Consider the following 24,671-nt stretch of genomic DNA (forward strand, 5'->3'; position numbering starts at 1 on the left):
GTTAGTTGCCTTTGGCCCCTCCGCGGGTAATCCGGCGTTAGTCTTGCGTTTCCATCTCGGCCGCATCCACTCCCGAGCGCGGCGCGGCGAGCCAGCAGGTGACGCTCTCCCAGCCGAACAGCCCCCACAGGTAGAGGGCGAGCAGCGCGTACCCGATCGTCAGCGGCCCCATGAGCGCGACCAGGGAGACCACCATCATCCGGCCGTCCCAGCCGAGCCCGGCGGTGGCCAGCCAGGACGGCGGGTAGACGCGCTGCCGCAGCCGGTAGACCAGGTCGTAGTGGTGGAAGGCCAGCGCGCCGAGCAGCACCAGGATCAGCAGCGGGTGCAGCCCGTGGGCGAACCCGACGGCCGCCACGAACGTGTACTCGATCACCCGCAGGATCGGCGGCACCAGCCAGTCGAGCCGCCCGTCGTGCGGGTGGGTGCTGCCGGGCCCGGCCAGCAGCAGCGTGACGGCGGGCGCGAACACCGCGAGCCCGTCGGTGCCCGCCACGCCGAGCAGCAGCAGCACGCCGGTGACGAACGTGCCGGCCAGCACGGGCGGCAGCGGCGGGAGCTGCCCCGCCACGAGCAGGCCCATGGCGCGCGAGAGCGGCCCGTCGTCGCGGTAGGCGACGACCGCGCTCGCGGGCACGGGCGCCATGTGCACGGGTCTGCCCGCCGGGATCGTCATCGCGCGGACCTCGCCATCCGTCCGAGAAGCTGGTACGTCGCCGCCACGCCGCCCCAGAGCAGCAGCGCCGTGAACGTGGTGCGCGCCCCCCACCCCGCGGCCGTGACGCACACGAGCGCGGTCCGCTCGCCGATCGGCAGCACGATCATGCGCTTCAGCCAGCGCGCCACCGGCAGCCGCTCGACCCGCCGGGCGAGCGCGAGCAGGCCGCGCGGCGCGGCGGCGTCGGCCGACTCGCGGAGCGAGCGGGCCGGGCGCGCCCAGGACACGCCGTCGCCGGCGGCGTCGGCCAGGGCGCCGGCGAAGGAGTGGTCGAGGGCGTGCCGGACGGCCTGGAGGATCATCGCGGCCACGGCGAGGCGCCAGATGCCGGGGTCGGGGCTGCCGAAGGCGAGCCCGGCGTAGACGACGTACTCCTTCAGCCGGTCGGCCATGCCGTCCACCCAGGCCCCGAGCGGGGAGAACGTGCGGGTGTAGCGGGCGAGCTGGCCGTCCAGGCAGTCGAGCGCGAACGACAGGTAGAACAGCGCCGCGCCGAGCAGCCGGCCGCCCGGGGTGCCGGCCGAGAACCACACGGCCGCCAGCGCGGCCAGCCCGATCGAGACGCCGGTGACCGTGTTGGGGGTGAGCTTGAGCCGGGCGGCGGGCTTGATCAGGTAGCGCGTCCAGGTGGAGACGAAGAAGGTGGCGAAGAAGCCGTCGTCGTCCTTGACCGAGGTGTCGAGCCTGACGCGGTCCTCGTCCACCTCGGCCAGCCGCTCGATCGCCACGTCGGCGGCGTGCTGGCCGGTGACCCGGTCGGCGTGCAGCGGGCCGAGCGGGGCCGCGCGGACCTTCACGCCGCTGCGCACCAGGCCGACCAGCAGCAGGTCGACGGCCTCGACAGGGGTGACCGGGCCGAGCTTGCCGCCGTCGGCGAGCTCGGCCAGCTCCTCGGCGACCTCGGCGAGCGTGCCGAGGTCGGGCCGGGCGGTCTGGAGCAGGCCGCGGAAGGTGGCGTTGGCCTCGGGCACGATGTGGAACGAGCTGCCGGCGGCGACGACCGTGCCGGCCTCGGCGCGGACGGGCGGCCGCAGCGGGCCGGGGGTGGCCTCCAGCGAGACCAGCGCGCCGGTGTCGTGCGCGGGGTGCTCCAGCAGCAGCGCCAGCGCCTCGGTGTGGGCCACGAGGTCGGCGGGCAGCAGCGCGACCGCGCTCACGGCGGTCCTGGCGATCTTGGCGACGCCCCTGAGGTCGGCGCCGAGGCCGCCGCCGGGCGTCAGCACCTGCACCTCGCCGACGGGCAGGGTGTCGAGCTGGCCGCCGAGACGGTCGAGCAGCGTGCCGTGCGGGCAGGAGAGCCGGCTCGCCGGGGTGGTGGCGAGCAGGACGACCGCCGTGGCCGCGGGGTCGCGGGTGGTCAACGAGTCGGGCAAAGCGCAGGTCTCCTACCGGTCGGGCGGGAGTGCGTGGACTGGGGGGTGCGTAGCCTCAGCGTAGCGACCGGTCAACGCGATATCACGGAACAGGACCGTTACCCTCGCCGTATGGATTCACGGTCGGTTGGCGTGCTCCTCGCGGGCGGGGTGGGGCAGCGGGTGGGCCTGGCCCTGCCCAAGCAGCTCGTCGAGGTGGCGGGGAGGACGATCCTGGAGCACTCGCTGGCGGTCTTCGAGGGCGCGCCGGAGATCGACGAGATCGTGGTGCTGATGACGCCGGGTCACACCGCCCGGGCGCGGGAGATCGTGGAGCGAGGCGGCTACCGCAAGGTGAGCAAGATCGTGGAGGGGGGCGCGAGCCGCACGGAGAGCACGTGGCGGGCGTTGCAGGCGCTCGGCACCGAGGAGTGCGACGTGCTGCTGCACGACGCCGTACGGCCCCTCCTGGAGCCCAGGATCATCACCGAGTGCGTCGCAGCCCTCCGCACCCACCGGGCCGTCAACGTGGCGATCCCGAGCTCCGACACGGTCTTCGTGGCCGCGCCCGGGCCGGGCGGCGAGGTCGTCGGCGAGGTGCTGGACCGGGCGCTGCTGCGGCGCAGCCAGACGCCGCAGTGCTTCAAGCTGTCGGTGATCCGCGAGGCGTACGAGCGGGCGCTGGCCGACCCCGAGTTCGCCGGCCGCCCGGCCACCGACGACTGCGGGGTCGTGCTGCGCTACCTGCCGGAGGTGCCGATCCACCTGGTGGCGGGCAGCGAGCGCAACATCAAGGTCACCCATCCGGCCGACCTGCGCATCGCCGAGCTGCTGTTCAAGCTGGCCGCCGAGGCATAAGGGGCCAATCCGCCGCCATCAGGGCACACGACAGACGGTGGCGTGGACGGCGCTTGACCCGGCGCTTGTTACCGTGCGATCACATGAGGAGACTCATCGTGCTCGCGGCGCTGCTGGGCTGCTATCCGGCGCTGCTGGTCGCGGCGCTGTGGCCGGCGCCGCTGGTGTTCGGGGCGGTGGCGCTGGCGTCGTACGCCGCCGAGTACGCCGCTCCCCGCCTGGCCAGGCGGGCCGCCGAGCTGCCCGGCCGGGTGCACCTCGGGGTCACGCTGCGCTTCGCGGCCCGCGAGACGGCGGCGCTGCTGCTGGTGGCACGCACCGCCGGGGCGGGCTCGGCGTGGTTCGTGGCGCTGGCGGTCGCGATGTTCGGCGTCCACGGGGTGCGGGCCGCGCACACCGGGCTGGCGCTGCGGCTGCGGCAGACGCTCGCCCACATGCCGATCACCACGCGCAACCTCGACGTGTCGGCCCTCCGCATCCCCAGGATGCCGCCGGGCTGGCTGCGCGACCCGCGCAGCATGCGCTTCCTCTACCTGGACGCGCTGCCCGTCCTCGCGGCCGTGCAGGGCGCGGTGGCGGCCTGCTGGGGCGCGGCGGTGGCGCTCGCCGCCGGCCTGGCCGGGGCGTTCGCGCTCGTCCCGTACGTGCGCCGCGCCCGCCCCCTCACCGACCGGGCGCGGGTGATCGAGGTCGTCGGCGAGCAGGTGGCCGCCCACCGCCCGGAGGTCATCCTGTACTTCTCCGGCGCGACGGCCGCCGCCTACCAGGCCCGGATGTGGCTGCCGGTGCTGGAGCGCCTGAACCGGCGGGCCATCGTGGTGCTGCGGGAGCGCGGCATGGCCCAGCACCTGGAGCCGTCGTCGCTGCCGATGGTGTGCATCCCGTCTGCCGCCGACCTGATGAGCTTCCGCGCCCTGTTCAGCGCCAAGCTCTGCCTGTACGTCTCCAACGTCGGCCGCAACGTCCACATGCTGCGCATCCCGACGCTGCGCAGCGCCTTCCTCAACCACGGCGACAGCGACAAGGAGGCGTCGTTCAACCCGTTCTCGCGGGTCTACGACGAGGTGTGGGTGGCCGGGCCGGCCGGGCGGGACCGCTACCGGCGCGCCAAGGTCGGCGTGCGCGACGAGTGCATCCACGAGGTCGGCCGCCCGCAGTTGCAGGGCATCTCCACCGAGGGGCCCGGCCTGCCGCACCGGACCGTGCTCTACGCCCCCACCTGGGAGGGCTGGAACGACGACCTGTTCCACACCTCGCTGATCACGATGGGCCCGCGGCTGGTGCGGGCGCTGCTCGACCACGACCCGCCGCTGCGGGTGATCTACAAGCCGCACCCGCTGACCGGGCACCGCGACAAGGCCGCCCTGCGGGCGCACCGCAGGATCGTCGCGATGATGGAGGCGGCCGAGCTGGCCGAGTCGAAGGCCCGGCACCCCTCGCGGGCCGAGGCGGGCGGGACACGCGTGCGGCACCTGGTGGTCACCGGCCCGCAGCCGCACCTGTACGAGTGCTTCAACCAGTGCGACCTGCTGATCAGCGACATCTCCAGCGTGGTCGCCGACTTCCTGGCCAGCGAGAAGCCGTACGCGGTGACGAACGTCGCGGGGCTGCCCGAGCGCGCCTTCCACGAGCGCTATCCGAGCACCGAGGCGGGCGTGCTGCTGGGCGAGGACCTGGCCGGCCTCGCGGAGTTCCTGGACGGGGAGGACACCCTGGCCCGGGCGCGGATCAAGCTGCGCAGCTACCTGCTCGGGCCGGAGTACCCGGACGCGATGACCCGCTTCAGCGCGGCCGTGGAGCGGGTCATCGCGGAGTCATGAGCGCGGGGTCATGAGCCGGGTGGCCGGGCCAGCTTGCGCGGGCTGGTGAGGAAGCCCCAGCCCCAGGAGCAGTGCATGGTGGCGTACACCAGCGGCAGCCGCAGCCGGGCGGGGAGGGGCAGGTGGCTGCCGGTCAGCGCCGAGCCGGCGACGATCGCGACGGCGTAGCCGCCGGGGACGATCAGCGCCAGGGGGAGGAACGGCGAGACGACCAGCCCCAGGATCATGGCCAGCACCGCGGCGGGCGGCGCGAGGTAGCGCAGGTTGATCGTGCCCTCGTGGGTGCGGGCGACCACCCGCCGCCAGCGGCCGTAGTGGAAGTACTGCTTGGCCAGGGCCCTGACGTTGGGCCGCGGCCGGTAGGAGACCCGCATGCGCGGCTGGAACCACACCAGGCCGCCGCTCTGGCGGATGCGGTGGTTCATCTCCCAGTCCTGGGCGCGTTGGAAGTGCTCGTCGTAGCCGCCCACCCGGTCGAGCGCGGCGCGGCGGAAGACGCCGAGGTAGACGGTGTCGGCGGGGCCCGCCGTGCCGCCCACGTGGAAGGCGGCGGCGCCCACGCCGATCTTGGAGGTCATGGCGCAGGCCACGGCCTGCTCGAAGGGGCTGACGCCCTCCGCCGCCATGACCCCGCCGACGTTGTCGGCGCCGGTCTCGGCGAGCGTCTCGACCGCGATGCGCAGGTAGTCGGGGGGCAGCATGGCGTGCCCGTCGACCCTGGCGACGATGCCGTTGCGGGAGGCGGCGATCGCGGCGTTGAGCGCGTTGGGGGTGCGGCCGGTCGGGTTGGGCACGACGGTCACCCGGCGGTCGGCCGCCGCGATGGCGTCGGCGACCTCCTGGGTGCGGTCGTGGGACGGGCCCACCGCGAGCACGACCTCGATCTCACCGGGGTAGTGCTGCGCGAGGACCATGTCGACGGCCTCGCGGAGGTGCCGCTCCTCGTTGAGGACCGGCATGATGACGGAGATGGGGGGCCAGCCGCGCGTCTCCGCCGGCGCGTGCGGCGAGTCGGGGAACTGCTTCATGGCGGGGCTCACGCTACTGTACCGGCGAGGGAGTCGGGCAATCGAAGGCCCGATCCCCGGGGTGACATGAGGGGGACGGGATGCGCGACCCGGGCGAGGAGGAGGACGCCGGAGTGCTCGTGGGCGGGGACGCCTACGGGGGCGTCCGGCTCGCGCCGGCCCGTGCCCGCCGGCCGCCCAGGCGCAGCGCCAAGGCGCGGCGGCGCAACGTGCTGGTCGCCGGGTTCCTGTCCACGTGCGTGCTGGTCACCACGGGCGTGGTGTGGGCGACCCCGCGCCAGATCGGCACGGTCGACGCGGGCGTCACCGAGCCCGTGGCGAGCGGCGGCGCCGAGAACATCCTGCTCGTCGGCGTCGACAAGCGCGACGACCTCACCCGCCAGCAGCAGAACCGGCTCAAGCTGGGCCGCGAGGTCGGCCAGCGCACCGACACGATGATGGTCATCCACCTGTCGGAGGACCACCGCAAGGTCACCGTCGTGAGCCTGCCGCGCGACACCTGGACGACGATCCCGGGCAAGGGCGAGCACAAGATCAACTCGGCGTACCAGTTCGGCGGCCCCAAGCTCGCCAAGCAGACCGTCGAGGCCGCCACCGGGCTGCGGATCAACCGCTACATCGAGGTCAACATCCTCGGCTTCATCGACGTGGTCGACTCCCTGGGCGGCGTCACCGTGTGCACGCCGGTGCCGATCAACGACCCGAAGATCGCGCTCAACCTGCCGGCCGGCACCCACCAGCTCGACGGCGTGCAGGCCCTCATGTACGCCCGCACCCGCGCGACGGCCCGCTCCGACCTCGACCGCATCGACCGCCAGCAGCAGGTCATCTCGGCCCTGCTCAACCGGGCGCTGAGCGCCGACACACTGAGCAACCCGGCCAAGCTGGCCTCCTTCGTCAACTCCACCCTGAGCACGGTCAAGGTCGACCCGGACGACGGCCTGGTCGACCTCGCCACGCAGATGCGCGACGTCTCGCTGCAGGACGTGAGCTTCGCCGACGTGCCGCTGGCCGACGTCAACTTCCACGCGCCCACGGGCGAGTCGGCGGTGTTGTGGGACAAGCAGGCGGCCAAGGACCTGTTCGCCAGGATCGACGGCGACCAGGACCTCTCCAGGCCGACGCCCAGCGCCGCCGCCACGCCGTCGGCCAGGCCGTCCGCGCTCGCGCCCGGCGCGATCACGGTCACGGTCAAGAACGGCACGCTCATCACCGGCCTCGGCGCCCGCACGAAGACGGCGCTGGTCGACTACGGCTTCAAGGTCCCGGACGAGCCGGGCAACACCTCCAAGAAGGACTACAAGAAGACGCTGGTCCGCTACGCCGAGGGCCAGGAGGCCGCCGCCCGCGTGGTGGCCGCCGCCATCCCGGGCGCGGAGCTGAAGAAGGCGGACGTGAAGGGCGTCGAGGTCATCGTGGGCAGCGACCAGCCGAAAATCCTGAAACAGAAGTCGTCAACGGTTCCAACTGCGAAACCCGGCGTTACACCAACCACCAAAACGGCAATGCAGAACATATGTAAGAAATAGGTATATCTCTCTGCATGTCGGGCAGGTGACACCCATGGTGGTCAGGTATTGGCGGGAGGACCCCTGCACTGTGTTGCACGTCGTCGGCGATCTCGATGTGGCCGCCGCGCCCCGGCTCCGCGCCGAGCTGGAGCAGGCCATCGCCGAGGCGGACCCCCCTAATCTCGTTCTCGATCTGACGGAGGTGCCGTTCTGCGATTCCGTCGGGCTGGGCGTGCTGGTGGCCACGCTCAACCAGATCCAGCACATGCGCGGGCGCATGATCCTGGTGCTGGCGCCCGGCATGATCAAGCACCTGTTGACGATCACTAACCTCGACCGGCACTTCGAGACCACGGACTCGATGACGGCGGCCAGGAGCGCACTCGGCGCCGCCGCGTGACACCACTGCGCCACCCGCCGGCACCGAACGCGGCATAAAACGCCTCCGGCGCGCGCTGCATGGACATCGTCATGTTCGTGCGGGGCGCGCCTGCCGGGCGGCCCCCGCGGAGGTGTGGAGGCTTCACGGTGTTCGAGCGGTTCCCCGAACCCGGACGGTCCCAGCTCGCCGCCGCCCGCGACGAGGGCAGGACGCGGCCCGAGTGGTGCTTCGCCGAGGGCCAGGCCCGCCTGGCCTACTGGGCGCCCTTCCCCGGCGCGCCGCCGGCGGTCGTGTGGCAGTTCGACCCGGGCCCCGACCCGGTCGCCGCCGCCGGCCTGCTGCGCCGCAGCCGCGCGGCGATGGGCCTGGACAAGATCATCTGCGACATCCCCCTCCAGCCCGGACTCACCCCCGACGTGGACCGCGCGGTCGAGCACGAGGCCCTGACCCTGGCCGGGTTCGAGATGGCGGTCGAGCGGCTGGCGCTGGAGTGGACGGCCGGCACCGACCTGCCGCCCGACCCCGGGCGGCTGACGTACCGGCCGGCCCGCCGGCTGCCCGCCGCCGAGGTGATCGACCTGCTCGTCCGCATCTCGCGCGGCTCGCTCGACCACGACACCCGCGTCGAGGTCGCCCGCAGCGGCGAGGCCGCCGAGGCCCGCTGGATGTACGACGACCTGACCGCCCGCAAGGGCAAGCCCGGCTGGTTCGTGATCGGCTACCTCGGCGACTCCCCGGTGGGCCTGGTCGCCCCCGACGACTACTCCATCGCCTACATCGGCGTCGTCCCCGAGCACCGGGGCCGCCGCTACGTGGACGACCTCCTGGCCCGCGGCACCCGCACGCTCGCCGAGGCCGGGCTGCCGCGCGTGGCCGCCGCCACCGACGCCGGCAACGTCCCCTCTGCCAACGCCTTCCTCCGTGCCGGATACTCGGTGGTCGGCCGGGTGTTCCGCTACTACTGGAGGAAGACGTGAGACTTGGCGTGATGTTCGACCGCGACCTGCCGCCCGAGCGGCTGGTGCCGTTCGCCCAGGCGCTCGACCGGACGTCCGTGGACGACCTGTGGGTGGTCGAGGACCTAGGCTGGACCGGGGGCCTCACCTCGGCCGCCACCGCCCTCGCGGCCACCTCCCGCCTGCGGGTGGGCGTCGGCATCACCCCCGCGCCCCTGCGCAACCCGATGCTGCTGGCCATGGAGCTGGGCAACCTGGCCCGGCTGCACCCCGGGCGGCTCGCCGCCGGCGTCGGGCACGGCGTGAGCGAGTGGATGGCCCAGGTGGGGGCCGCGCCGGCCTCGCCGCTGGCGCTGCTGGGGGAGACGATCACGGCGGTTCGGGCGCTGCTGCGGGGCGAGCGGGTGACCCTGGAGGGCCGGGAGGTCCGGCTGGACGGGGTCTCGCTCGTGCACCCGCCGTCCGTGGTGCCGCCGGTGCTGGCCGGGGTGAAGGGGCCGCGGTCGCTGGCGCTGTCGGGACGGGTGGCGGAGGGCACGATCCTGCCCGAAGGGATCGGCCCGGACCGGCTCGCCGCCATGCGCGGGCTGATCGGCGGCGGCGACGGGCACGAGGTGGTGGTGTTCACCTTCCTCGGCGTCGGCGACGCCCACACCGTCGACCGGGCGCTCATCGAGGGGCAGGCCGCGTTCCTCGGGGTGGCGCCGGAGGACCTGGCGATGGCGACCGGGACGGCCGGGCAGGCCGCGGCCCGGATCAAGGCGCTGGCGGCGGCGGGGGCGGACACCGTGGTGGTGCGCCCCCTGGACCGGGTGGACCCGCTGGCCCACGTCGAGGCGCTGCTCGCGGCCCTCTAGCCGCGCCGTGGCCGCCCGCGCGGGGGCGGGCGCGTCCGGGGGCGGGGTGGCCGAATGGACGAGGGGGGTCGGCCGGATGGCCGATGGGGGGCCGGGCGCGCTCGGCCACGATCGACGGCATGACACGACTCGCTGCGCTGGCAGCATCATCGGCCTGCGCCGTCGTCACCGCCCTCGCCGCGGCCGGCTGCGCTCTCGACCTGGACGCCGAGGAGGTCCGCTCGGCCCGCGCGTTCCCTGTGACGGCGGGCACCGAGCTGAGGATCGTCTCCACGCTGGGCGGCGTCCGCGTCCTGCCCGGCTCCGCGGGCTCGGTGCAGGTGGAGCGCTGGGTCCGCGGCAAGGCGGCCCGCGACGGCAACGCCACCTGGTCGCTGCGCGACGGCGTGCTCCGGCTCGGCGCCGACTGCAACATGGTCGTCGGCGACTGCGGGGCCCGCTACCACGTCCGGGTGCCGCCCGCCGTGCGCGTCTCGGTCGAGGCCGAGGACGGCGTGATCCTCCAGGACCTGCCGCAGGACGTGGACGCGGTCTCGCGCGAGCGCATCGAGGTGACCGGCGCGTCAGGCCGGTTACGCCTCCGCAGCGAGGGCCCGATCACCGGCTCCGGCCTGCGCTCGGCGGCCGTCCGCTGCCGCACCGCGGACGGCGCGATCGACGTCTCGTTCGTCACCGCCCCGGCCGACCTGGACCTGCGCTCGGCCGACGGCCGGGTGACGGCGACCGTGCCGAAGGGCTCGTACGCGGTGACCGCCCGCAGCACGGACGGCACCGCCACCTCCTCGGTCAAGAACGACCCGAAGGCCGCCGCCGCCATCGACGCCCGCAGCGGCACGGGGGACGTGCGCGTGCTGGCGCGATGACGGCGCAGGCCGTGGCCGCTACTCCCAGACGGCGGCGTACTTGCCGCCCTCGGCGTTGACCTGGACGGGGTACAGCCCCTTGGCCTTGAGCTGGTCGAAGCGGGCCTGGTAGCCCGACGCGCTCATGTCCACGTAGTGCGCCCAGGACTTGAGCCCGTCCTTGCGCCACACGGCCGTGTACGTCCCGTCGGGCGCGACCGCGACCTTGACCGGCCGGAAGCCCTTCTCCTTCTTGGCGTAGAACTCGGCCTCGTGCTGCTCGCGGCTCTTGCCGTAGGTGTAGTACCAGGCCCCGCCCGGGTTCGGCGTCCACACCGCGACGTAGCGGACGTCGTCCGCCGTGCCGTACGCGTCGACCGACGACAGCATGAGCCCCTGGCCCGTCGCGTACTTGTTGGCCGCGGCGAACTGGCTGCCCGTCAGGTTGTGCCGGGCGTAGAACTTGCCGCCCTTCTTCTCGAAGACCGCGGTGAACACCGCCGACCCGGCCGGGCCCGTCGCGGACACCGACACCGGCTGGGCGCCCTCCTTCACGGCCGCGTCGAAGCGCTTCTGGTACCCGGAGGCCGACATGCCCTGCCAGATGCCCCACTGCGACGACCCGCCCTTGACCCAGACGGCCGCGTACCGCTCCCCGTCCGAAACGTTTACCGTGAGCGGCCGGAAACCCTGCTCCTTGAGCGCGCTCACCTTCTGGACGCTCTGCGCGGCGCTCACGTTGTGGTAGGCCGCGAAGGCCGGAGCCGCCGCCTGCGCGCCCGCCGCCGGGGCCGCCGTCACCGCCGCCGCGAGCACCGAGGTGACGACAGCGATCTTCCCCGTGGTTCCCATGACCCTCCCATGCCGGAATCTTGACGTGTCCAAGAGAACGGGAACGACCTTAACAGCCCTTCCTGACCGCCCACCGGCAATCGCGACTGGCTGACCTGCTAGATCTCCACGGTCTGGAAGTCCTCCGGCACCACGCAGCGCTCGATGTGCCCCGCCTCGACCTCGGGCCCCAGGTGCGTCAGGACGAACGGCACGTCAGGGAACCGCCTCCGCAACGCCTCGACGTGCTCGACGTCCATGTGCCCGGCGGCCGGGTGGTGCGGGCCGTTGCACTCCAGGATCAGCGTGTCGCTGGCGGCGGCGAGCGCGTCCAGCCCGGCCCCCGGCCGGGTGTCGCCCGAGTACCCGACGGTCAGGCCGCCCTCGCGCTCGAAGACGTACCCGTAGCAGTCGAGATGGGCCACATGGTCGACCTCCACGGCCCGGAACCGCAGCGGGCCGGCCTCCTGCCGCCCGCAGTCGACCTCGACGTAGCGGAGGTCCAGCTTCTCGTGCGCCTCCTCGTGGATGCCGAGCACGCCGGCCACGTCCATCATCCTTTCGAGGAACCGCGCCACCCCCGGCGGGCCGACCACGTGGACCGGCGTCGCGCGGTGCCGGTGCAGCAGCTCCAGCAGCAGGAACGGCCAGCCGAAGGTGTGGTCGGCGTGGAAGTGCGAGATGGCCACGACGTCGATGCCGGCCACGTCGATGCCGCAGCGCCGCAGGTGCGGCACCACGGTGGGCGACGGCTCGACCAGAATGTGATCGTCGAGGACGAAACCGTTCCAGTAGCGCTCGACGCCGCAGAAATTCCCCGTCCCCAGAAAGGTGACCTTGCTCAATACCGCCCCCCGTGGTTCCGTTCCGAAGAATCTCACACCCCATTAACGGGATACAGGCCCATTTCAGCCTTTTCCCGTTGCGACGAGTTCGACCTCGAAGCCATCCTCGTCCGCCAAATAGGCGGCGTAGTGGCGCTCGCCGCCGGCGTGCGGATGGCGCTCGGGGAACAACAGCGTCCAGCCGTGCGCCGGGGCCCGCGCGGTCAGGGCGTCCACCTCGGCCCGGCCGCCCGCGTGAAAGGCCAGGTGGTTCAGCCCGGGACGGCGCCGGTCGTGCCGGTCGGCGCTCAGCGCCGGCGACCGCTCCAGCACCAGGTACGTCTCCCCGAGCCGCCAGCTCCGCCCGTCCGGCCACTCCTGGAACGTCCGGTAACCCAGCGACTCCAGCAGCCACCCCCAGCTCCGGACCGCCCGCCCCAGATCGGGCACCCAGATCTCGACGTGATGCAGCACCCCGGCGCCGCCGGGCGCGATCTCCCCGCCATCCACGCCGCCACCCTACGAGAATCTTTTCCGGCACGCGGGTCGAATTCGGGAGCGCCGCGCATTGCCGGACGATTGGCCGCGGCTCTGCCTTACCATCCTCGGCTGACGATCGCCGGATTAACCGCGGCCTGTTTCCGCGCGCCGGCGGGCGGCCGCCGGCGCCTCCGACGGTGAACCGGCTCGACGCCGGGCCCGTTCCTCGGGCCTGACCGGGTGAACTCCGCGTACGGCTACCGGCCGGGCCGCTACCGCGTCGGCCTCGGCACCGGGCGGACCGGCCCGGCAGAGGTGTCCCTGCCCGAGGACGTCCAGCAGGTCCACCTGCCGGGCTGCGCTCGCCAGCGCCGGACGAGCGGCGCGGTAGGCTCCCACCGGTCAGGGTCGGAACACTTCTGGAGGCGGTCCCATGGCGATGCCCGGCAAGGGCTCGCGGCTCATCACCGTCGACGGCGCCGTCTACCGCTGGCGCGTCCGCCCCAAGCCGACCCGGCGCGACGGCCGGGCGTGGCGGGCGCTGACGTTCGCGGTGGAGGCGGCCTCTGGGGCGGGGCGTCCCCTGCTGGTGTCGCTGCCCTGCGCCCGCCCGGACAACGGCCTGGAGGCCAGGACGATCGTCGTCCGGCCCGCGCTCGTCGCCTCCTGCGTCCGGCGCGCCCTCGGCCAGGGCTGGGACCCCGCCGGCACCTCCTCGGGCGCTTTCCGGCTGACCCTCACGGAGGACGAGCTCACCGAGCTCCTGGGCGAACCACCCCGCTACCTGGTCCCGTTCCTCTGGGGCATGATCCCCGAGGGCGGCGGCATCGCGGACCTGCCCCGCTGCGTCCAGATCCGGCCCGCCTGATCAGTGGATGCCGTCCGGGCAGAGGAACGACCTGACCCGGGCCGGGGCCCGCGCCAGGAGGGCGGGCCGGTTCGCCAGGGAGCAGAAGTTGCTGCCGATGGCGCCGTCCGTGTAGCGGGTGGCGTCGCGCGTCGCGATCAGGGCGATGCCGCCGACGCTCGGGGAGTCGATCTCGGCGGCGATCCACCAGCCCACGCACAGCTTGCGGGCGACCACGGCGTCGCCCGGCAGCCCGCCGCCGTTCAGCGCGGCGGCCTCCTGGAGGATCGAGCCCTTCGACACGCAGGGGACGGCGGGGGCGGCGCGGCGGGTGCGCGTCTTCTTCGGGGTGGGAGTCTCCTTTTCGGGCGGCTCCTCCGTGGTTGGCTCCTCCGTGGTCGGCTCCTCCGTGGTCGGCTCTTCCTCGGGGGTGTCGCTCTCGGTGGGCGTCTCCTCGGGGGTCTCGCTGGTGTCCGGGTCCTGGCTCTCCTCGTACGACGAGGTCGGCGTGCTGCTCGGGCTCCGGAACGCCGCCCACGTCCCGTCCAGGTTGGCCGCGAACACCGCCCCGGCGGCCACGACCACCGTGACGACCGCCGCCGCCGGCCACAGCGGGCGCTTGCCGCGGACCGGCGGTGACGGCGGCGGCGGTGGTGGCGGTGGCAGCACACGGGTGCCAGGCACGGGCCCCGGGCCGGTCTCGACCTTCGTGTCGCCGGCGATGACCTCGGTGTCCGGCTCGCTCTCCCCGCCCGCCCTGAGCGCGCTGATCCTGGCGAGCACCTCGTCCGCCCGGGGCCGGGCCGCGCGGTCCTTGGCGAGGGCGCCGCGTACCAGCTCGCGCACTCTGCCCGGCACCTCGGATAAATCCGGCTCGACGCTCATGACCCGATAAGCAATGACATCGGGAGCCCCGATCCCGAAGGGCGGCCGCCCGGTGGCCGCGTACGCCATGAGCGCGCCCCAGGCGAACACGTCGGCGGCGGCGTCCGCCGGGTCGCCCCGGTACTGCTCGGGGCTGATCCAGCCGGGCGTCCCGATCAGCGCCCCGGTGCCGGTGAGCCCGCTCTCGTCGAGCGCCCGCGCGATCCCGAAGTCCAGCACCTTGGCCCCGGTGCCGGACAGGATCACGTTGCCCGGCTTGAGGTCGCGGTGCACGATGCCGGCCCGGTGGATGTCGGTGAGCGCCTCCGCGATGTCCACGCCGAACGCCAGCAGCTCCGCCGCCTCCAGCGGCGCCTGGTCCCGCACGTACGCGCTGAGCGTCGGCCCCGGGACGAACTCCGTGGCCAGCCAGGGCGGCATCGCCCCGGTGTCGGACGCCAGCACCGACACCACGCACCGCCCCCGCACCCGCGACAGCAGCTCGACCTCCCGGACGAACCGGGCGAGGAACTGCGGATCGGCGGCCAGCCCCGGATGGATGACCTTGACCGCGACCCGGGTCCCGTCCTCCGCGACCCCGGCGTGGACCACCCCCATGCCGCCGGCGCCCATCCGGCCCACGATCCGGTACGGCCCGATCGCCTCGCGCCCGTCCATCTCCAGGGGCCCGAAGCCGCCAGGGTCGCTCATCGGGGCTCCCGTCCGTTCGCCGGATCATCGCAACTCGCAGCGATCTTACGAAAACCAGGTGCGGGCCGCCCGCGCGCTGGTGTGTGATCGGCGGTGTGACGATCATCTTGTCCCAGCCGGACGCCGGCGGCCTGGCCGAGGTCGCGGACGTCCTGCGCGCCTGGCAGCACGACGGCATCCCGCCGCAGCTCCACCCGGGAGATCTGGGCTGGTTCTGGCGCAACGGCGCGGCGGAGACGGCCGCGGCGGTCCGCACCTGGAGCCGCGACGGCCGCGTCCTCGCCGTCGGCCTGCTGGACGGGCCCGGTCTGCTGCGCCTGGCGCTCGCCCCGGACGCCCGCGACGACGAGGAGCTGACGCGGCGGCTCGCCGCCGACATCCTGGCCGGGGCCGAGACGGACGTCGACGCGTCCATGTGCCCACGGGTCGAGAAGCTGCTGGCCGAGGACGGCTGGCGCCCCGGCGAGCCGTGGACGCCGCTGCGCCGCGACCTCGCCGAGCCGGTGCCGGACCCCGGCCGGCGGATCGAGGTGATCGGCCCGGAGCGGGCGCACGTGCGCGCAGCGCTGCAGCGGGCCTCGTTCGACGGGTCGACGTTCACCGACGAGCGCTGGCACGCGATGGCCGCCGGGCCGCCGTACGCCGGCGCCCGCTGCCTGGTCGCCCACGACGACCGGGACGAGCCGGTGGCGGCGGTGACGGTGTGGTCGATCGGCCCCGGCAGGCCCGGCCTGCTCGAACCGATGGGCGTGCACCGCGAACACCGCGGCCAGGGCCACGGCACGGCGATCGTCCTCGCCGCGGCGGCCGCGCTCCGCGAGCTGGGCGCGTCCAGCGCGACCGTCTGCACCCCGAGCTCCAACGCCGGCGCCGTCGCCACCTACCGCGCGGCCGGCTTCCAGCCGCTCCCCGAGATCCGCGACCACTGCCGTCCGGACGCCTGACCCCAGGCATACTGGCCCTCATGACCACCGAGCCCGGCAGTCCCGGTAACGAGCCGTGCGCGGACCCGTTCCTCGACCACCTCACCGAGGCCGTCACCCGGATGGGCCCGGACGGGTCCATCGGGGTGACCCTGTTCGCCGGCGCGGGCCCGATCTCCGGATCGCTGATCACCTACGAGGCGTGGAGACGCCTGTTCTTCCAGCAGTTCCCGGAGCACGTCGCCATGTACAGCCCGTCCGGGCCGGTCGCGCCCCCGTGGGTGCAGCCGTACCTCACCGACCTGCGGGCGCAGCTCGCCGAGCACGACCGCGGGCCGTCGTCCGCCGACCGCTTCGTGCACCTGAAGGACGCCTTCATCCCGGTCGGCCTGCGGGACTCGTGGTACGTGCCGCTCTGGAGGGGCCGGCGAGAGGACGTCCACAGCTGGATGCTGGGCTCGCCCAGGCGCTGAGGCTTCCGCCGGGGGTGACAGCACCCGCTGGACGCACCGGGGCCGCCGCGCCACCCGGCATCCTGGATGACATGTCCGGCACCTCCGCACGCCTGCTGAGCCTGCTGTCCCTGCTCCAGATCCCCCGCCTGTGGCCCGGCAGCGAACTCGCGGCGCGCCTGGAGGTCACCCCGCGGACGATCCGCCGCGACATCGAACGGCTGCGCGACCTCGGCTACCCGGTGCACGCCACGATGGGCGGCGACGGCGGCTACCGGCTCACGGCGGGCACCGCCATGCCGCCGCTGCTGCTCGACGACGAGGAGGCCGTGGCCATCGCGGTCGGCCTGCGTACGGTGACCCGGCATCCCGTCGCGGGCATCGGCGAGGCGTCCGTCCGGGCGATGGCCAAGCTGCGGCAGGTGCTGCCCGCCCGCCTGCGGCACCGGGTCGGCGCGCTGGACGCCGCGACCGAGCCCCCCTCCCCGTTCTCCGGCCCGTTCTCTGGGCCGGCCATCGACCCTGAGGTCCTGACCGTGATCGCCGCCGCCGCGGCCGGTCACGAGCGGCTGCGCTTCGCCTACGAGTCCGGCGACGGCGTCGCCAGCCGGCGGCTGGTGGAGCCGTACCGGCTGGTCACCGTGGGCAGACGGTGGTACCTGCTGGCGTTCGACAACGAAAGGGACGACTGGCGGATCTTCCGCGTGGAGCGGGTGCGCGAGCCCCGCCCGACGGGGGTGCGGGTGACGCCGAGGACGCCGCCGGCCGAGGACGCCGCGGCCTTCGTCACCGCCCGGCTGTACTCGACGGCCCCCACCTACCGCGCCGTCGCCACCCTGCGCGCCCCGGCCGAGTGGGTGGCCCGCCGCCTCGGCGACGCGGCGGGCGAGCTGGAGCCGGTCGACGCCGGCAGCTGCCGGTTGTCCGGGCAGGCCGACACGCTGGAGTGGCTGGCGTTCCGGCTGGTCACGCTCGGCTGCGAGTTCGAGGTGCACGAACCGCCCGAACTCATCGCGTACCTGCGCGAGCTGGCCGCCAGAACCCTGCGTGCCGTGTAGGACAGAACCCGCCCTACTCGGCTCCTAGTGTCGGTGACCGCACACCTCTTCCACCGCTTCGAGGAGCCACCCGGCATGTCCGACGTCAAACCCATCCCCGACGGCTACACGACCGTCACGCCGTGGATCATCTCCCGCGACACGGCCGCCGTGATCGACTACCTGAAGGAGGCGTTCGGCGCCGAGGAGCTGGGCCGCGTGACCGACGCCCGCGGCCGGATCGGGCACGCCGAGGTCCGCATCGGCGACGCGATCGTGATGCTCTTCGACGGCGACCCGAGCTGGCCCCCGACGCCCGCCTTCCTCCGCCTCTACGTCGAGGACGCCCGCGCGGTGCACCGCCGCGCCGTCGAGTCGGGCGGCGTCTCCGTCTCGGAGGTCACCCACCTCGCCTTCGGCGACCTGGTCGGCCGGGTACGCGACCCGTTCGGCAACGTCTGGTGGATCCAGACCCGCATCGAGGACGTCACCCCCGAGGAGCTGGAACGCCGCTACAGCGACCCGGCGTTCACCGCGGCGATGGCGTACATGCAGCGCCCCGAGACCGAGATCTTCCCCCGCGACCCCCGCGACCCGCACGGATCGTGAATGGTCAGTCGTCGTCGACGGCCTGGTAGAGCGTGGTCCAGAAGTCGTTGATGAGCCGCATCGAGTCCGGGGTGGACATCCCGACCTGGGTGAGCAGGACCCCGGTGAGCTGCTTGCCCGGGTCGGCGTACACGCTGGTGCCGGTGCCGCCGTCCCAGCCGAACTGGCCGACGGAGGCGTAGTCGCCGCGGCGGGTGCGCACCGCCATCCCGAAGCCCCAGCCGCCCTGCAACCCCTGACCGCCCGACACGTGAGCGATGTCCCGGTACATGGCGTCCCTGGCGGCCTGCTGCTCAGGGGTGAGCCGGTTGGTGGTCATCAGCTCGACCGCGGGCCGCGACAGGATGCGCCGCCCGTCGTGCAGGCCGCCGTTGAGCAGCATGCGGAAGTAGGCGTGGTAGTCGTCGGCCGTGGACACCAGCCCGCCGCCCGCGCCCTGGAAGGCCGGCGGCCGGCTGGACCTGCCGCCCTCGGCCTCGTCCCACACCAGGAACTCGCCGGTCCGCGGGTCGGGCCCGTACAGGGGCGGCAGCCGGTCGATCTTGCCGGCGGGCACGTGGAAGGCGGTGTCCTCCATCCCCAGCGGGTCGAGGACGCGTTCGCGCAGGAACGCCTCCAGCGGCCGGCCCGCGACCCGGGCGACGAGCACGCCGACCACCTCGTTGCTGAGGTCGTACTGCCACCGCTCGCCCGGCTGGCAGGACAGCGGCAGCTCGCCGAGACGGCGCATCCACTCGTCCGGGTCGGGCGCCGGCCCGGACGCCACGCTGTAGTCGGTCCGCTCGAACGTCGCGGCCCTGATCGGGGCGTCCAGCGACGCGAAGTCCACCCCGAGCCCGAACGTCGAGGTCAGCAGATCCCGTACGGTGATCGGCCGCCGGGCCGGGACGGTGTCGTCCAGCGGGCCGTCGGGCCGCCGCAGCACCCGGCGGCCGGCCAGCTCGGGCAGCCACGGGTCCACCGGGTCGTCCAGCCGCAGCCGGCACTCGTCCAGCAGCACCATGGCCGCCGCCATCGTGACCGGGTTGGACGTGGACGCCATCCGGAAGATGGTGTCCCGGCGCATCGGCGGGCCGCCGTCGTGCCGCATCGTCCCGACCGCCTCGACGTACGTCTCGCCGCTGCCCCGGCTGACCAGCGCGACCAGCCCCGGGATCTTCCCTGACTCGACATGCCGCGCCAGCACCGCGCGCAGCCTCCGCAACCCGGTCGCGGAGAAACCGCCCTTAACCGTACCCACCATGATTTCTCATCCCTTGGCTTGGTGTCGGCGCCTCACCCCGCGAAGCGACAGCCCCTGTCGGACGCTGCCCGCACCTCCGGGGTGGCGATGCGACGACCCTCCACCCTGCCCTTAGGTCAAGGTCAACCCACCACCCGACCAGCCCCGCTACCCTCGCCCCAATACCTTCGACCCGACCCGACTGGAAGAGGTGGTGAACCGATGACGTCCGGGCTCACGATCGGCCAGGCGGCGGCGTTCGCCGGCGTCACCATCAAGACCATCCGGCACTACCACCGGCTCGGCCTGGTCACCGAGCCGGAACGGGACAGCTCCGGCTACCGCCGCTACCGCTCCGCCGACCTGCTCCGCCTGGTCCAGGTCCGCACCCTGGCCGGGGCCGGCGTGCCGCTGGCCGAGATCGGCGACCTGCTCGACGCCGACCCCGAACAGTTCACCGCCGCCCTGGACGACGTCCACCGCCGCCTCACCGCCACCATCGACGACCTGACCGCCCGCCGCGCCACCCTGCACCGCCTCGCCCACGGCGACCGCGTCCTGCTCCCCGACCGCGCCTGCGCCGTCCTGGACCGCCTCGCCGACCTGGGCTTCGACCCCGACTACGTGTCCGCCCAACGCGAGGCCCTGGTCCTGACCCGGGCCCTCATCCCCGCGCTCCTCGACACCTTCCTGACCCAGCTCGAACGCTCACTCGCCGACCCCGACCTCGTCGAGCTGACCAAACGCGCCCTCGCCGCCCGCTCCTGGCCCCCGGACGACCCCCGCATCGACGACCTGGCCGCCGCCCTGGCCGGCAAACTCCTCACCGACCCCACGACCCTGGCCCTGCCCCCCGCCTTCCTCCACCAGCCCGACGCCGCCACCCGCTACGGCCTGGTCAACCACCACCGCGAGGAGGAGCCGTCCCTCGCCCGCCTGAACGCCCTGCTGGAGGCACACCTGCGCGCGGCCGGCGTCAACGTCCCCCGCCAGTGACGACCGCCCACCGCACCTCCAGATCCGACGATGGGCCGAGAGGTTGCCCGAGCGCCCTCCAGGAGCACTGCGCTGGCAAGTGTGTGCTGCAGTTCCGACAACAAGAAGTTCAAGATCGCGGAACAGGGCCGGAACAGACGGACACCGAAGATCAGCCAGTGTTTCAGCGGACCCGGCTCACCACGTCAGGAGAGCCGGGTTTCAGCGCGTCAACGTCTACTTCAACAACCGGCGGGCCATGGCTCTGCGTGATAGCCGAGGCGCGTTCAGGCGTTACGCATGGGCGAGAGCGGCTTGTGAGCTGGGGGTTTGGGGGGCTGCGCCCCCCAATGTCACAGCCTGAGCCCCATGGCGCGAAGCGCCCCCACGGAAGGACCTCGCCTTTGGACTGGGGGCTTGGGGAGCCGTGCTCCCGATGTGCGCTGCCTGAGCTTCCCGCGCGCAGCGCCCCCCGCGAAGACCTCGCCTTACTTCAGGAGCTGCCGGGCCATCACCATACGCTGGATCTGGTTGGTGCCCTCGTAGATCTGGGTGATCTTGGCGTCGCGCATCATCCGCTCCACCGGGAAATCCTTCGTGTACCCGTACCCGCCCAGCAGCTGCACCGCGTCCACGGTGATCTCCATGGCCGCGTCCGAGGCGGCGCACTTGGCGGCGCTGGACAGGAAGGTGAGGTCCTTCTGGGGTTCGCCGGCCATGGCGCGCTCGGACTTGGCCGCCGCGTGGTACGTGAGCTGCCGCGCCGCCTCCAGCTTCATCGCCATGTCGGCGAGCATGAACTGCACGCCCTGGAAGTCGGCGACCGGGCGGCCGAACTGCTGCCGTTCCTTGACGTAGCCGACCGCGTAGTCGAGGGCGCCCTGGGCGATGCCGAGGGCCTGGGCCGCGATGGTGACGCGGGTGTGGTCGAGGGTGGCGAGGGCGGTCTTGAAGCCGGTGCCGGGCGCGCCGATCATGCGGTCGGCCGGGATGCGGACGTTGTCCAGGATCACCTGCCGGGTGGGCGAGCCTTTGATGCCGAGCTTCTTCTCCTTCGGGCCGAAGGAGACGCCTTCGTCGGACTTCTCCACGACGAAGGCGGAGATGCCCCGGGCGCCGGCGGCAGGGTCGGTGACGGCCATCACGGTGTAGTACTCGGAGACGCCGGCGTTGGTGATCCACATCTTGGTGCCGTTGAGGACGTAGGAGTCACCGTCGGCGACGGCCCGGGTCTTCATGGACGCGGCGTCGGAGCCCGCCTCCGGCTCCGACAGCGCGTACGAGAACATGGCCTCCCCCCTCGCCACCGGCGCGAGGTAGCGCGCCTTGAGCTCCTCCGAGGCGGACAGGAGCAGCGGGACGGTGCCGAGCTTGTTGACCGCCGGGATGAGCGAGGACGACGCGCAGGCCCGCGCCACCTCTTCGATGACGATCACGGTCGCGAGGGCGTCGGCCCCGGCGCCTCCGTACTGCTCGGGCACGTGGACGGCGTGCAGGTCGGCCGCCACCAGGGCCTTGTAGACGTCCCAGGAGAACTCCTCGGTCTCGTCGGCCTCCGCGGCGTGCGGGGCGATCTTCTCGTCGGCCAGGGCGCGGACCGTCTCGCGGAGCATGTCGTGCTCTTCGGCCGGCGCGTACAGAGGGAAGCTCATACCTCAGATACTAGGACGTCCGAGCAACTTGTTACCAGCCGGTACGGATCGCGTCGCACCTCTTGCCCGCCGGTACGGTTTGCGCCCAGGTGCAGGTGGCACGTAGGAGATAGCGGGGGCCGATAGCATGCGTGCGCGATGAAAGGAGCCCTCTAGTGCCATATCGCCTCACGGTGATCGGGACCGGATACCTCGGGATCACGCATGCTGCCTGCATGGCGGACCTCGGATTCGACGTCCTCGGCCTCGACGTCGACGCCGACAAGGTGCGGCGGCTGAACGACGGCGAGCTCCCCATCCACGAGCCCGGCCTCGAACCCGTGCTGCGGCGCGGCCTCGACGCCGGCCGCCTCCGCTTCACCACCTCCTACGAGGAGGTCGCCGCCTTCGGCGACGTGCACTTCATCTGCGTCGGCACCCCGCAGAAGCGCGGCGAGTACGCCGCCGACGTCTCCTACATGGACGCCGCCGTCGAGACCCTGGCCCCGCTCCTCGACCGCGAGTGCCTGGTCGTCGGCAAGTCCACCGTCCCCGTGGGCACCGCCGAGCGCCTGGCCGACAAGCTCGCCCGGCTGGCCCCCGCCGGGGTGCAGGCCGAGCTGGCCTGGAACCCGGAGTTCCTGCGCGAGGGGCACGCGGTCCAGGACACCCTGCGTCCCGACCGCATCGTCTTCGGCGTGCGCAGCGAGCGGGCCGAGAAGGTGCTGCGCGAGGTGTACGAGCCGCTCGGCGACGTCCCGATCGTGGTGTCGGACTTCGCGACCGCCGAGCTGGTCAAGACCGCCGCCAACGCCTTCCTGGCCACCAAGATCTCCTTCATCAACGCCATGGCCGAGGTCTGCGAGGCGGCCCACGCCGACGTGCAGAAGCTGTCGGAGGCGCTGTCGTACGACGACCGCATCGGCGGGCGCTACCTCAACGCCGGCCTGGGCTTCGGTGGCGGCTGCCTGCCCAAGGACATCCGGGCGTTCATGGCGCGGGCCGGGGAGCTGGGGGCCGACCAGGCGCTGACGTTCCTGCGCGAGGTGGACGCCATCAACATGCGCCGCCGCGCCCGCATGGTCGACCTGGCGAGAGAGCTGGCCGGCGGCTCCTTCCACGGATGCGTGGTGGGCGTGCTGGGAGCGGCGTTCAAACCGGACTCCGACGACATCCGCGACTCCCCCGCCCTCGACGTGGCCGTGACGATCGGGCACCAGGGCGGCCGGGTCACCGTCTACGACCCGATCGCGCTCGACAACGCCCGCAAGGCGCATCCCGAGCTGAGCTACGGCGAGTCGGCCGTCGAGGCCGTCCGCGGGGCGCATGTGGTGCTGCTGCTCACGGAATGGCAGGAGTTCGTGGAGCTCGACCCCGAGCGGCTCGGCGGGGTCGTCGCGACGCGGCGCATCGTCGACGGGCGCAACGCGCTGGACGCCGAGACCTGGCGCTCGGCGGGCTGGCACTACCGCGCGCTGGGCCGGCCTTAGAACCGCGCCCCGAGGTGGCGCACCCACTGGGTGAACAGCGGCCGGTAGCCGCGGCGCGACCAGAACGGGGTCGAGAGCGGGTTCGGCAGGGCGTGGTGGAGCAGCATGACCCGCACGCCCTGCGCCGCCGCGTACCCGTGCGCCACGTCGGCGAGCAGCGCCCCGACGCCCCGCCCGCGCGCCGCCGGGTCCACGTAGAGGACGCTCAGGTACGCCAGCGGCGAGGCGTCCACGCTGGAGGCGATCCAGCCGCAGTGCGCGGGCGGCTGCACGAGCACGCAGCCCAGCGGCGTGCCGTCGGCGTCCTCGGCCAGCCAGCACCACTCCGTGGGCATGACCTCCGAGGCCAGGAACGCCCGCAGCCGGGAGGCGGTCGAGGCCCGCACCGCCACCCAGCCGAAGTGCGCGTCGTAGGCGATCAGGCGCTCGTACAGGCGGGCCAGGGTCTCCAGGTCGTCCGGCGTGACCCGGCGGACGCCGGCGCCCTGCGACGTCCCGGCGATCCCGGCGCGCACGGCCTGCGCCACCACGGGCGCGAAGTTGCGGGCCGCGAGCGCGCGCAGGGGCGCGACGTCGCGGCTGGGCCAGGTCACGGTGAGCGCCTGGCCCGGCTCGTCCAGCCGCAGCCCGGCGAGCCACCGGTCGAGCAGCGCGCCGAGCGCGGCCTCCGGCGACGGCCCGGCGACGCGGGCCTGGAGGCGGTGCACGACGAGCGGCGACCAGGAGGCCCGCATGCTGCCGGGGTCGATCCGCTCGACGGTGGCCAGGCCGACGGCGTCGCGCGTCTCCAGCCGGTCCTTGCCCCGCAGCTCGTCCTGGCCCGCGACCAGCGGATCGGCGGCCCGGACGCGGGCGGCGTGCGCCCTGATCACGGCGTCCATCCCGGCACGATAGCCGCCGCCGGGGAACGCCGCTACAGGTGCTTGGCCTCGGCCCGCAGGCGCTCGCCCTTCTCGTACGCCTGCTCCTTCAGCCGGAGCTGGAACTCCTCCATGCGCCCGCGCAGCACGGGGTCGGCGGCGGCGAGGATGCGGACGGCCAGCAGCCCCGCGTTGCGGGCACCGCCCACCGCGACCGTCGCCACCGGCACCCCGGCCGGCATCTGGACGATGGACAGCAGGGAGTCCATGCCGTCGAGGTACTTCAGCGGCACCGGCACCCCGATGACCGGCAGCGGCGTGACGGAGGCCAGCATGCCGGGCAGGTGCGCGGCCCCGCCGGCGCCCGCGATGATCACCTGGACGCCCCGGGACGCGGCCTGCCGGCCGTAGTCGATCATCTCGGTGGGCATGCGGTGCGCGGAGACCACGTCGGCCTCGAACGGCACCCCGAACTCGGCGACCGCCTCGGCCGCCGCCTTCATCACCGGCCAGTCGGAATCCGACCCCATGACAATGCCGATCGTCACGCTGCCTCCTTCGTCGGCAACGTGACGATCACGATGCTGTGTC

At 73.3% G+C, this 24,671-nt stretch carries 25 protein-coding genes; 14 read left to right on the top strand and 11 right to left on the bottom strand.

Features of this window, described 5'->3' with window-relative positions; translation table 11 throughout:
* Nucleotides 1-37: 37 nt before the first annotated feature.
* Both MF672_RS51160 and MF672_RS51165 read right to left on the bottom strand, forming a co-directional pair.
* Nucleotides 38-676: a DUF5941 domain-containing protein gene (locus tag MF672_RS51160; protein ID WP_254723829.1), complete on the bottom strand. Its 639-nt coding sequence runs from the start codon at nt 674-676 to the stop codon at nt 38-40.
* Complete coding sequence (locus MF672_RS51165; RefSeq protein ID WP_254723830.1) at nt 673-2,091, bottom strand: CDP-alcohol phosphatidyltransferase family protein; 1,419 nt, start codon at nt 2,089-2,091, stop codon at nt 673-675. The genes MF672_RS51160 and MF672_RS51165 overlap by 4 nt, the downstream gene beginning before the upstream one ends.
* 111 nt (nt 2,092-2,202) lie before the next feature.
* On the opposite strand from MF672_RS51165, the gene MF672_RS46585 reads away from it, so the two are divergent.
* Both MF672_RS46585 and MF672_RS46590 read left to right on the top strand, forming a co-directional pair.
* Nucleotides 2,203-2,928 (top strand): IspD/TarI family cytidylyltransferase, encoded by a 726-nt coding sequence (locus MF672_RS46585; protein ID WP_242375581.1) that lies wholly within the window; start codon nt 2,203-2,205, stop codon nt 2,926-2,928.
* Nucleotides 2,929-3,011: 83 nt separating this feature from the next.
* Nucleotides 3,012-4,748 carry a CDP-glycerol glycerophosphotransferase family protein gene (locus MF672_RS46590; protein ID WP_242375582.1) on the top strand — a complete coding sequence of 579 codons (1,737 nt, stop codon included), beginning with the start codon at nt 3,012-3,014 and terminating at the stop codon, nt 4,746-4,748.
* Nucleotides 4,749-4,756: 8 nt separating this feature from the next.
* Here the strand turns inward: MF672_RS46590 and MF672_RS46595 are convergent, their stop codons facing one another.
* Nucleotides 4,757-5,776: a glycosyltransferase family 2 protein gene (locus tag MF672_RS46595; protein ID WP_242375583.1), complete on the bottom strand. Its 1,020-nt coding sequence runs from the start codon at nt 5,774-5,776 to the stop codon at nt 4,757-4,759.
* An 80-nt stretch (nt 5,777-5,856) separates the two neighbouring features.
* Here MF672_RS46595 and MF672_RS46600 point away from each other — a divergent pair, with 80 nt between their 5' ends.
* The 5 genes from MF672_RS46600 (at nt 5,857) to MF672_RS46620 (ending at nt 10,345) form a co-directional block, all read left to right on the top strand.
* The gene (locus MF672_RS46600) at nt 5,857-7,305 is read left to right on the top strand and encodes an LCP family protein (RefSeq protein WP_242375584.1); all 1,449 of its coding nucleotides are present in this window, start codon (nt 5,857-5,859) and stop codon (nt 7,303-7,305) included.
* Between the two features lie 34 nt (nt 7,306-7,339).
* Nucleotides 7,340-7,687: an STAS domain-containing protein gene (locus tag MF672_RS46605; RefSeq protein ID WP_242375585.1), complete on the top strand. Its 348-nt coding sequence runs from the start codon at nt 7,340-7,342 to the stop codon at nt 7,685-7,687.
* A 128-nt stretch (nt 7,688-7,815) separates the two neighbouring features.
* On the top strand, nt 7,816-8,646 hold the full coding sequence (locus tag MF672_RS46610; RefSeq protein WP_242375586.1) for a GNAT family N-acetyltransferase: 831 nt from the start codon (nt 7,816-7,818) through the stop codon (nt 8,644-8,646).
* Nucleotides 8,643-9,482 (top strand): LLM class flavin-dependent oxidoreductase, encoded by an 840-nt coding sequence (locus MF672_RS46615; protein WP_242375587.1) that lies wholly within the window; start codon nt 8,643-8,645, stop codon nt 9,480-9,482. Before MF672_RS46610 ends, MF672_RS46615 begins: the two co-directional genes overlap by 4 nt.
* Nucleotides 9,483-9,601: 119 nt before the next feature.
* Nucleotides 9,602-10,345: a DUF4097 family beta strand repeat-containing protein gene (locus MF672_RS46620; protein ID WP_242375588.1), complete on the top strand. Its 744-nt coding sequence runs from the start codon at nt 9,602-9,604 to the stop codon at nt 10,343-10,345.
* Nucleotides 10,346-10,363: 18 nt separating this feature from the next.
* On the opposite strand, the gene MF672_RS46625 is transcribed toward MF672_RS46620, so the two are convergent.
* From MF672_RS46625 to MF672_RS46635, 3 genes are all read right to left on the bottom strand, one after another.
* Nucleotides 10,364-11,176, bottom strand: coding sequence for a hypothetical protein (locus MF672_RS46625; RefSeq protein WP_242375589.1), 813 nt, complete (start codon nt 11,174-11,176; stop codon nt 10,364-10,366).
* 98 nt (nt 11,177-11,274) lie between these two features.
* Nucleotides 11,275-12,000, bottom strand: a complete 726-nt coding sequence (locus MF672_RS46630; protein ID WP_242375590.1) for an MBL fold metallo-hydrolase — start codon at nt 11,998-12,000, stop codon at nt 11,275-11,277.
* Nucleotides 12,001-12,063: 63 nt separating this feature from the next.
* A complete protein-coding gene (locus MF672_RS46635; RefSeq protein WP_242375591.1) occupies nt 12,064-12,489 on the bottom strand; it encodes a VOC family protein in 426 nt (141 codons plus the stop codon).
* Nucleotides 12,490-12,892: 403 nt separating this feature from the next.
* Here MF672_RS46635 and MF672_RS46640 point away from each other — a divergent pair, with 403 nt between their 5' ends.
* Entirely contained in the window at nt 12,893-13,327 is a 435-nt protein-coding gene (locus tag MF672_RS46640; protein ID WP_242375592.1) for a hypothetical protein, read from the top strand.
* Here MF672_RS46640 and MF672_RS46645 read toward each other — a convergent pair whose 3' ends face one another.
* Entirely contained in the window at nt 13,328-14,881 is a 1,554-nt protein-coding gene (locus MF672_RS46645; protein WP_242375593.1) for a serine/threonine-protein kinase, read from the bottom strand. It abuts the gene before it with no gap.
* A gap of 95 nt (nt 14,882-14,976) precedes the next feature.
* Here MF672_RS46645 and MF672_RS46650 point away from each other — a divergent pair, with 95 nt between their 5' ends.
* The 4 genes from MF672_RS46650 (at nt 14,977) to MF672_RS46665 (ending at nt 17,902) form a co-directional block, all read left to right on the top strand.
* Nucleotides 14,977-15,825 carry a GNAT family N-acetyltransferase gene (locus MF672_RS46650; RefSeq protein WP_242375594.1) on the top strand — a complete coding sequence of 283 codons (849 nt, stop codon included), beginning with the start codon at nt 14,977-14,979 and terminating at the stop codon, nt 15,823-15,825.
* A 20-nt stretch (nt 15,826-15,845) separates the two neighbouring features.
* Entirely contained in the window at nt 15,846-16,277 is a 432-nt protein-coding gene (locus tag MF672_RS46655) for a GvpU-like protein (protein ID WP_242375595.1), read from the top strand.
* A gap of 71 nt (nt 16,278-16,348) precedes the next feature.
* The gene (locus tag MF672_RS46660) at nt 16,349-17,314 is read left to right on the top strand and encodes a helix-turn-helix transcriptional regulator (RefSeq protein ID WP_242375596.1); all 966 of its coding nucleotides are present in this window, start codon (nt 16,349-16,351) and stop codon (nt 17,312-17,314) included.
* A 33-nt stretch (nt 17,315-17,347) separates the two neighbouring features.
* Nucleotides 17,348-17,902, top strand: a complete 555-nt coding sequence (locus tag MF672_RS46665; protein WP_242375597.1) for a VOC family protein — start codon at nt 17,348-17,350, stop codon at nt 17,900-17,902.
* 4 nt (nt 17,903-17,906) lie between these two features.
* On the opposite strand, the gene MF672_RS46670 is transcribed toward MF672_RS46665, so the two are convergent.
* Nucleotides 17,907-19,145, bottom strand: coding sequence for a serine hydrolase domain-containing protein (locus MF672_RS46670; RefSeq protein ID WP_242375598.1), 1,239 nt, complete (start codon nt 19,143-19,145; stop codon nt 17,907-17,909).
* Between the two features lie 201 nt (nt 19,146-19,346).
* Here MF672_RS46670 and MF672_RS46675 point away from each other — a divergent pair, with 201 nt between their 5' ends.
* A complete protein-coding gene (locus MF672_RS46675) occupies nt 19,347-20,120 on the top strand; it encodes a MerR family transcriptional regulator (RefSeq protein ID WP_242375599.1) in 774 nt (257 codons plus the stop codon).
* A 467-nt stretch (nt 20,121-20,587) separates the two neighbouring features.
* Here MF672_RS46675 and MF672_RS46680 read toward each other — a convergent pair whose 3' ends face one another.
* Nucleotides 20,588-21,751: an acyl-CoA dehydrogenase family protein gene (locus tag MF672_RS46680; RefSeq protein WP_242375600.1), complete on the bottom strand. Its 1,164-nt coding sequence runs from the start codon at nt 21,749-21,751 to the stop codon at nt 20,588-20,590.
* Nucleotides 21,752-21,906: 155 nt separating this feature from the next.
* Here MF672_RS46680 and MF672_RS46685 point away from each other — a divergent pair, with 155 nt between their 5' ends.
* Nucleotides 21,907-23,220 (top strand): UDP-glucose dehydrogenase family protein, encoded by a 1,314-nt coding sequence (locus tag MF672_RS46685; protein WP_302893407.1) that lies wholly within the window; start codon nt 21,907-21,909, stop codon nt 23,218-23,220.
* Here the strand turns inward: MF672_RS46685 and MF672_RS46690 are convergent.
* Both MF672_RS46690 and purE read right to left on the bottom strand, forming a co-directional pair.
* Nucleotides 23,217-24,101, bottom strand: coding sequence for a GNAT family N-acetyltransferase (locus MF672_RS46690; RefSeq protein WP_242375602.1), 885 nt, complete (start codon nt 24,099-24,101; stop codon nt 23,217-23,219). The two genes, MF672_RS46685 and MF672_RS46690, sit on opposite strands and share 4 nt — an antisense overlap.
* A gap of 32 nt (nt 24,102-24,133) precedes the next feature.
* Entirely contained in the window at nt 24,134-24,610 is a 477-nt protein-coding gene (gene purE / locus MF672_RS46695; protein WP_242375639.1) for a 5-(carboxyamino)imidazole ribonucleotide mutase, read from the bottom strand.
* Nucleotides 24,611-24,671 lie beyond the last annotated feature (61 nt).

Origin of the sequence: Actinomadura luzonensis (genome assembly GCF_022664455.2) — a bacterium.
Lineage (GTDB): Bacteria > Actinomycetota > Actinomycetes > Streptosporangiales > Streptosporangiaceae > Nonomuraea > Nonomuraea luzonensis.

Excerpts from the sequence above, each read along its gene's own strand:
- MF672_RS51160 (WP_254723829.1), bottom strand. The coding sequence starts at position 676 with ATGACGATCCCGGCGGGCAGACCCGTGCACATGGCGCCCGTGCCCGCG.
- MF672_RS46585 (WP_242375581.1), top strand. The coding sequence starts at position 2,203 with ATGGATTCACGGTCGGTTGGCGTGCTCCTCGCGGGCGGGGTGGGGCAG.
- MF672_RS46590 (WP_242375582.1), top strand. The coding sequence starts at position 3,012 with ATGAGGAGACTCATCGTGCTCGCGGCGCTGCTGGGCTGCTATCCGGCG.
- MF672_RS46595 (WP_242375583.1), bottom strand. The coding sequence starts at position 5,776 with ATGAAGCAGTTCCCCGACTCGCCGCACGCGCCGGCGGAGACGCGCGGC.
- MF672_RS46600 (WP_242375584.1), top strand. The coding sequence starts at position 5,857 with ATGCGCGACCCGGGCGAGGAGGAGGACGCCGGAGTGCTCGTGGGCGGG.
- MF672_RS46605 (WP_242375585.1), top strand. The coding sequence starts at position 7,340 with ATGGTGGTCAGGTATTGGCGGGAGGACCCCTGCACTGTGTTGCACGTC.
- MF672_RS46620 (WP_242375588.1), top strand. The coding sequence starts at position 9,602 with ATGACACGACTCGCTGCGCTGGCAGCATCATCGGCCTGCGCCGTCGTC.
- MF672_RS46625 (WP_242375589.1), bottom strand. The coding sequence starts at position 11,176 with ATGGGAACCACGGGGAAGATCGCTGTCGTCACCTCGGTGCTCGCGGCG.
- MF672_RS46640 (WP_242375592.1), top strand. The coding sequence starts at position 12,893 with ATGGCGATGCCCGGCAAGGGCTCGCGGCTCATCACCGTCGACGGCGCC.
- MF672_RS46645 (WP_242375593.1), bottom strand. The coding sequence starts at position 14,881 with ATGAGCGACCCTGGCGGCTTCGGGCCCCTGGAGATGGACGGGCGCGAG.
- MF672_RS46655 (WP_242375595.1), top strand. The coding sequence starts at position 15,846 with ATGACCACCGAGCCCGGCAGTCCCGGTAACGAGCCGTGCGCGGACCCG.
- MF672_RS46660 (WP_242375596.1), top strand. The coding sequence starts at position 16,349 with ATGTCCGGCACCTCCGCACGCCTGCTGAGCCTGCTGTCCCTGCTCCAG.
- MF672_RS46670 (WP_242375598.1), bottom strand. The coding sequence starts at position 19,145 with ATGGTGGGTACGGTTAAGGGCGGTTTCTCCGCGACCGGGTTGCGGAGG.
- MF672_RS46675 (WP_242375599.1), top strand. The coding sequence starts at position 19,347 with ATGACGTCCGGGCTCACGATCGGCCAGGCGGCGGCGTTCGCCGGCGTC.
- MF672_RS46680 (WP_242375600.1), bottom strand. The coding sequence starts at position 21,751 with ATGAGCTTCCCTCTGTACGCGCCGGCCGAAGAGCACGACATGCTCCGC.
- MF672_RS46690 (WP_242375602.1), bottom strand. The coding sequence starts at position 24,101 with ATGGACGCCGTGATCAGGGCGCACGCCGCCCGCGTCCGGGCCGCCGAT.
- purE (WP_242375639.1), bottom strand. The coding sequence starts at position 24,610 with ATGGGGTCGGATTCCGACTGGCCGGTGATGAAGGCGGCGGCCGAGGCG.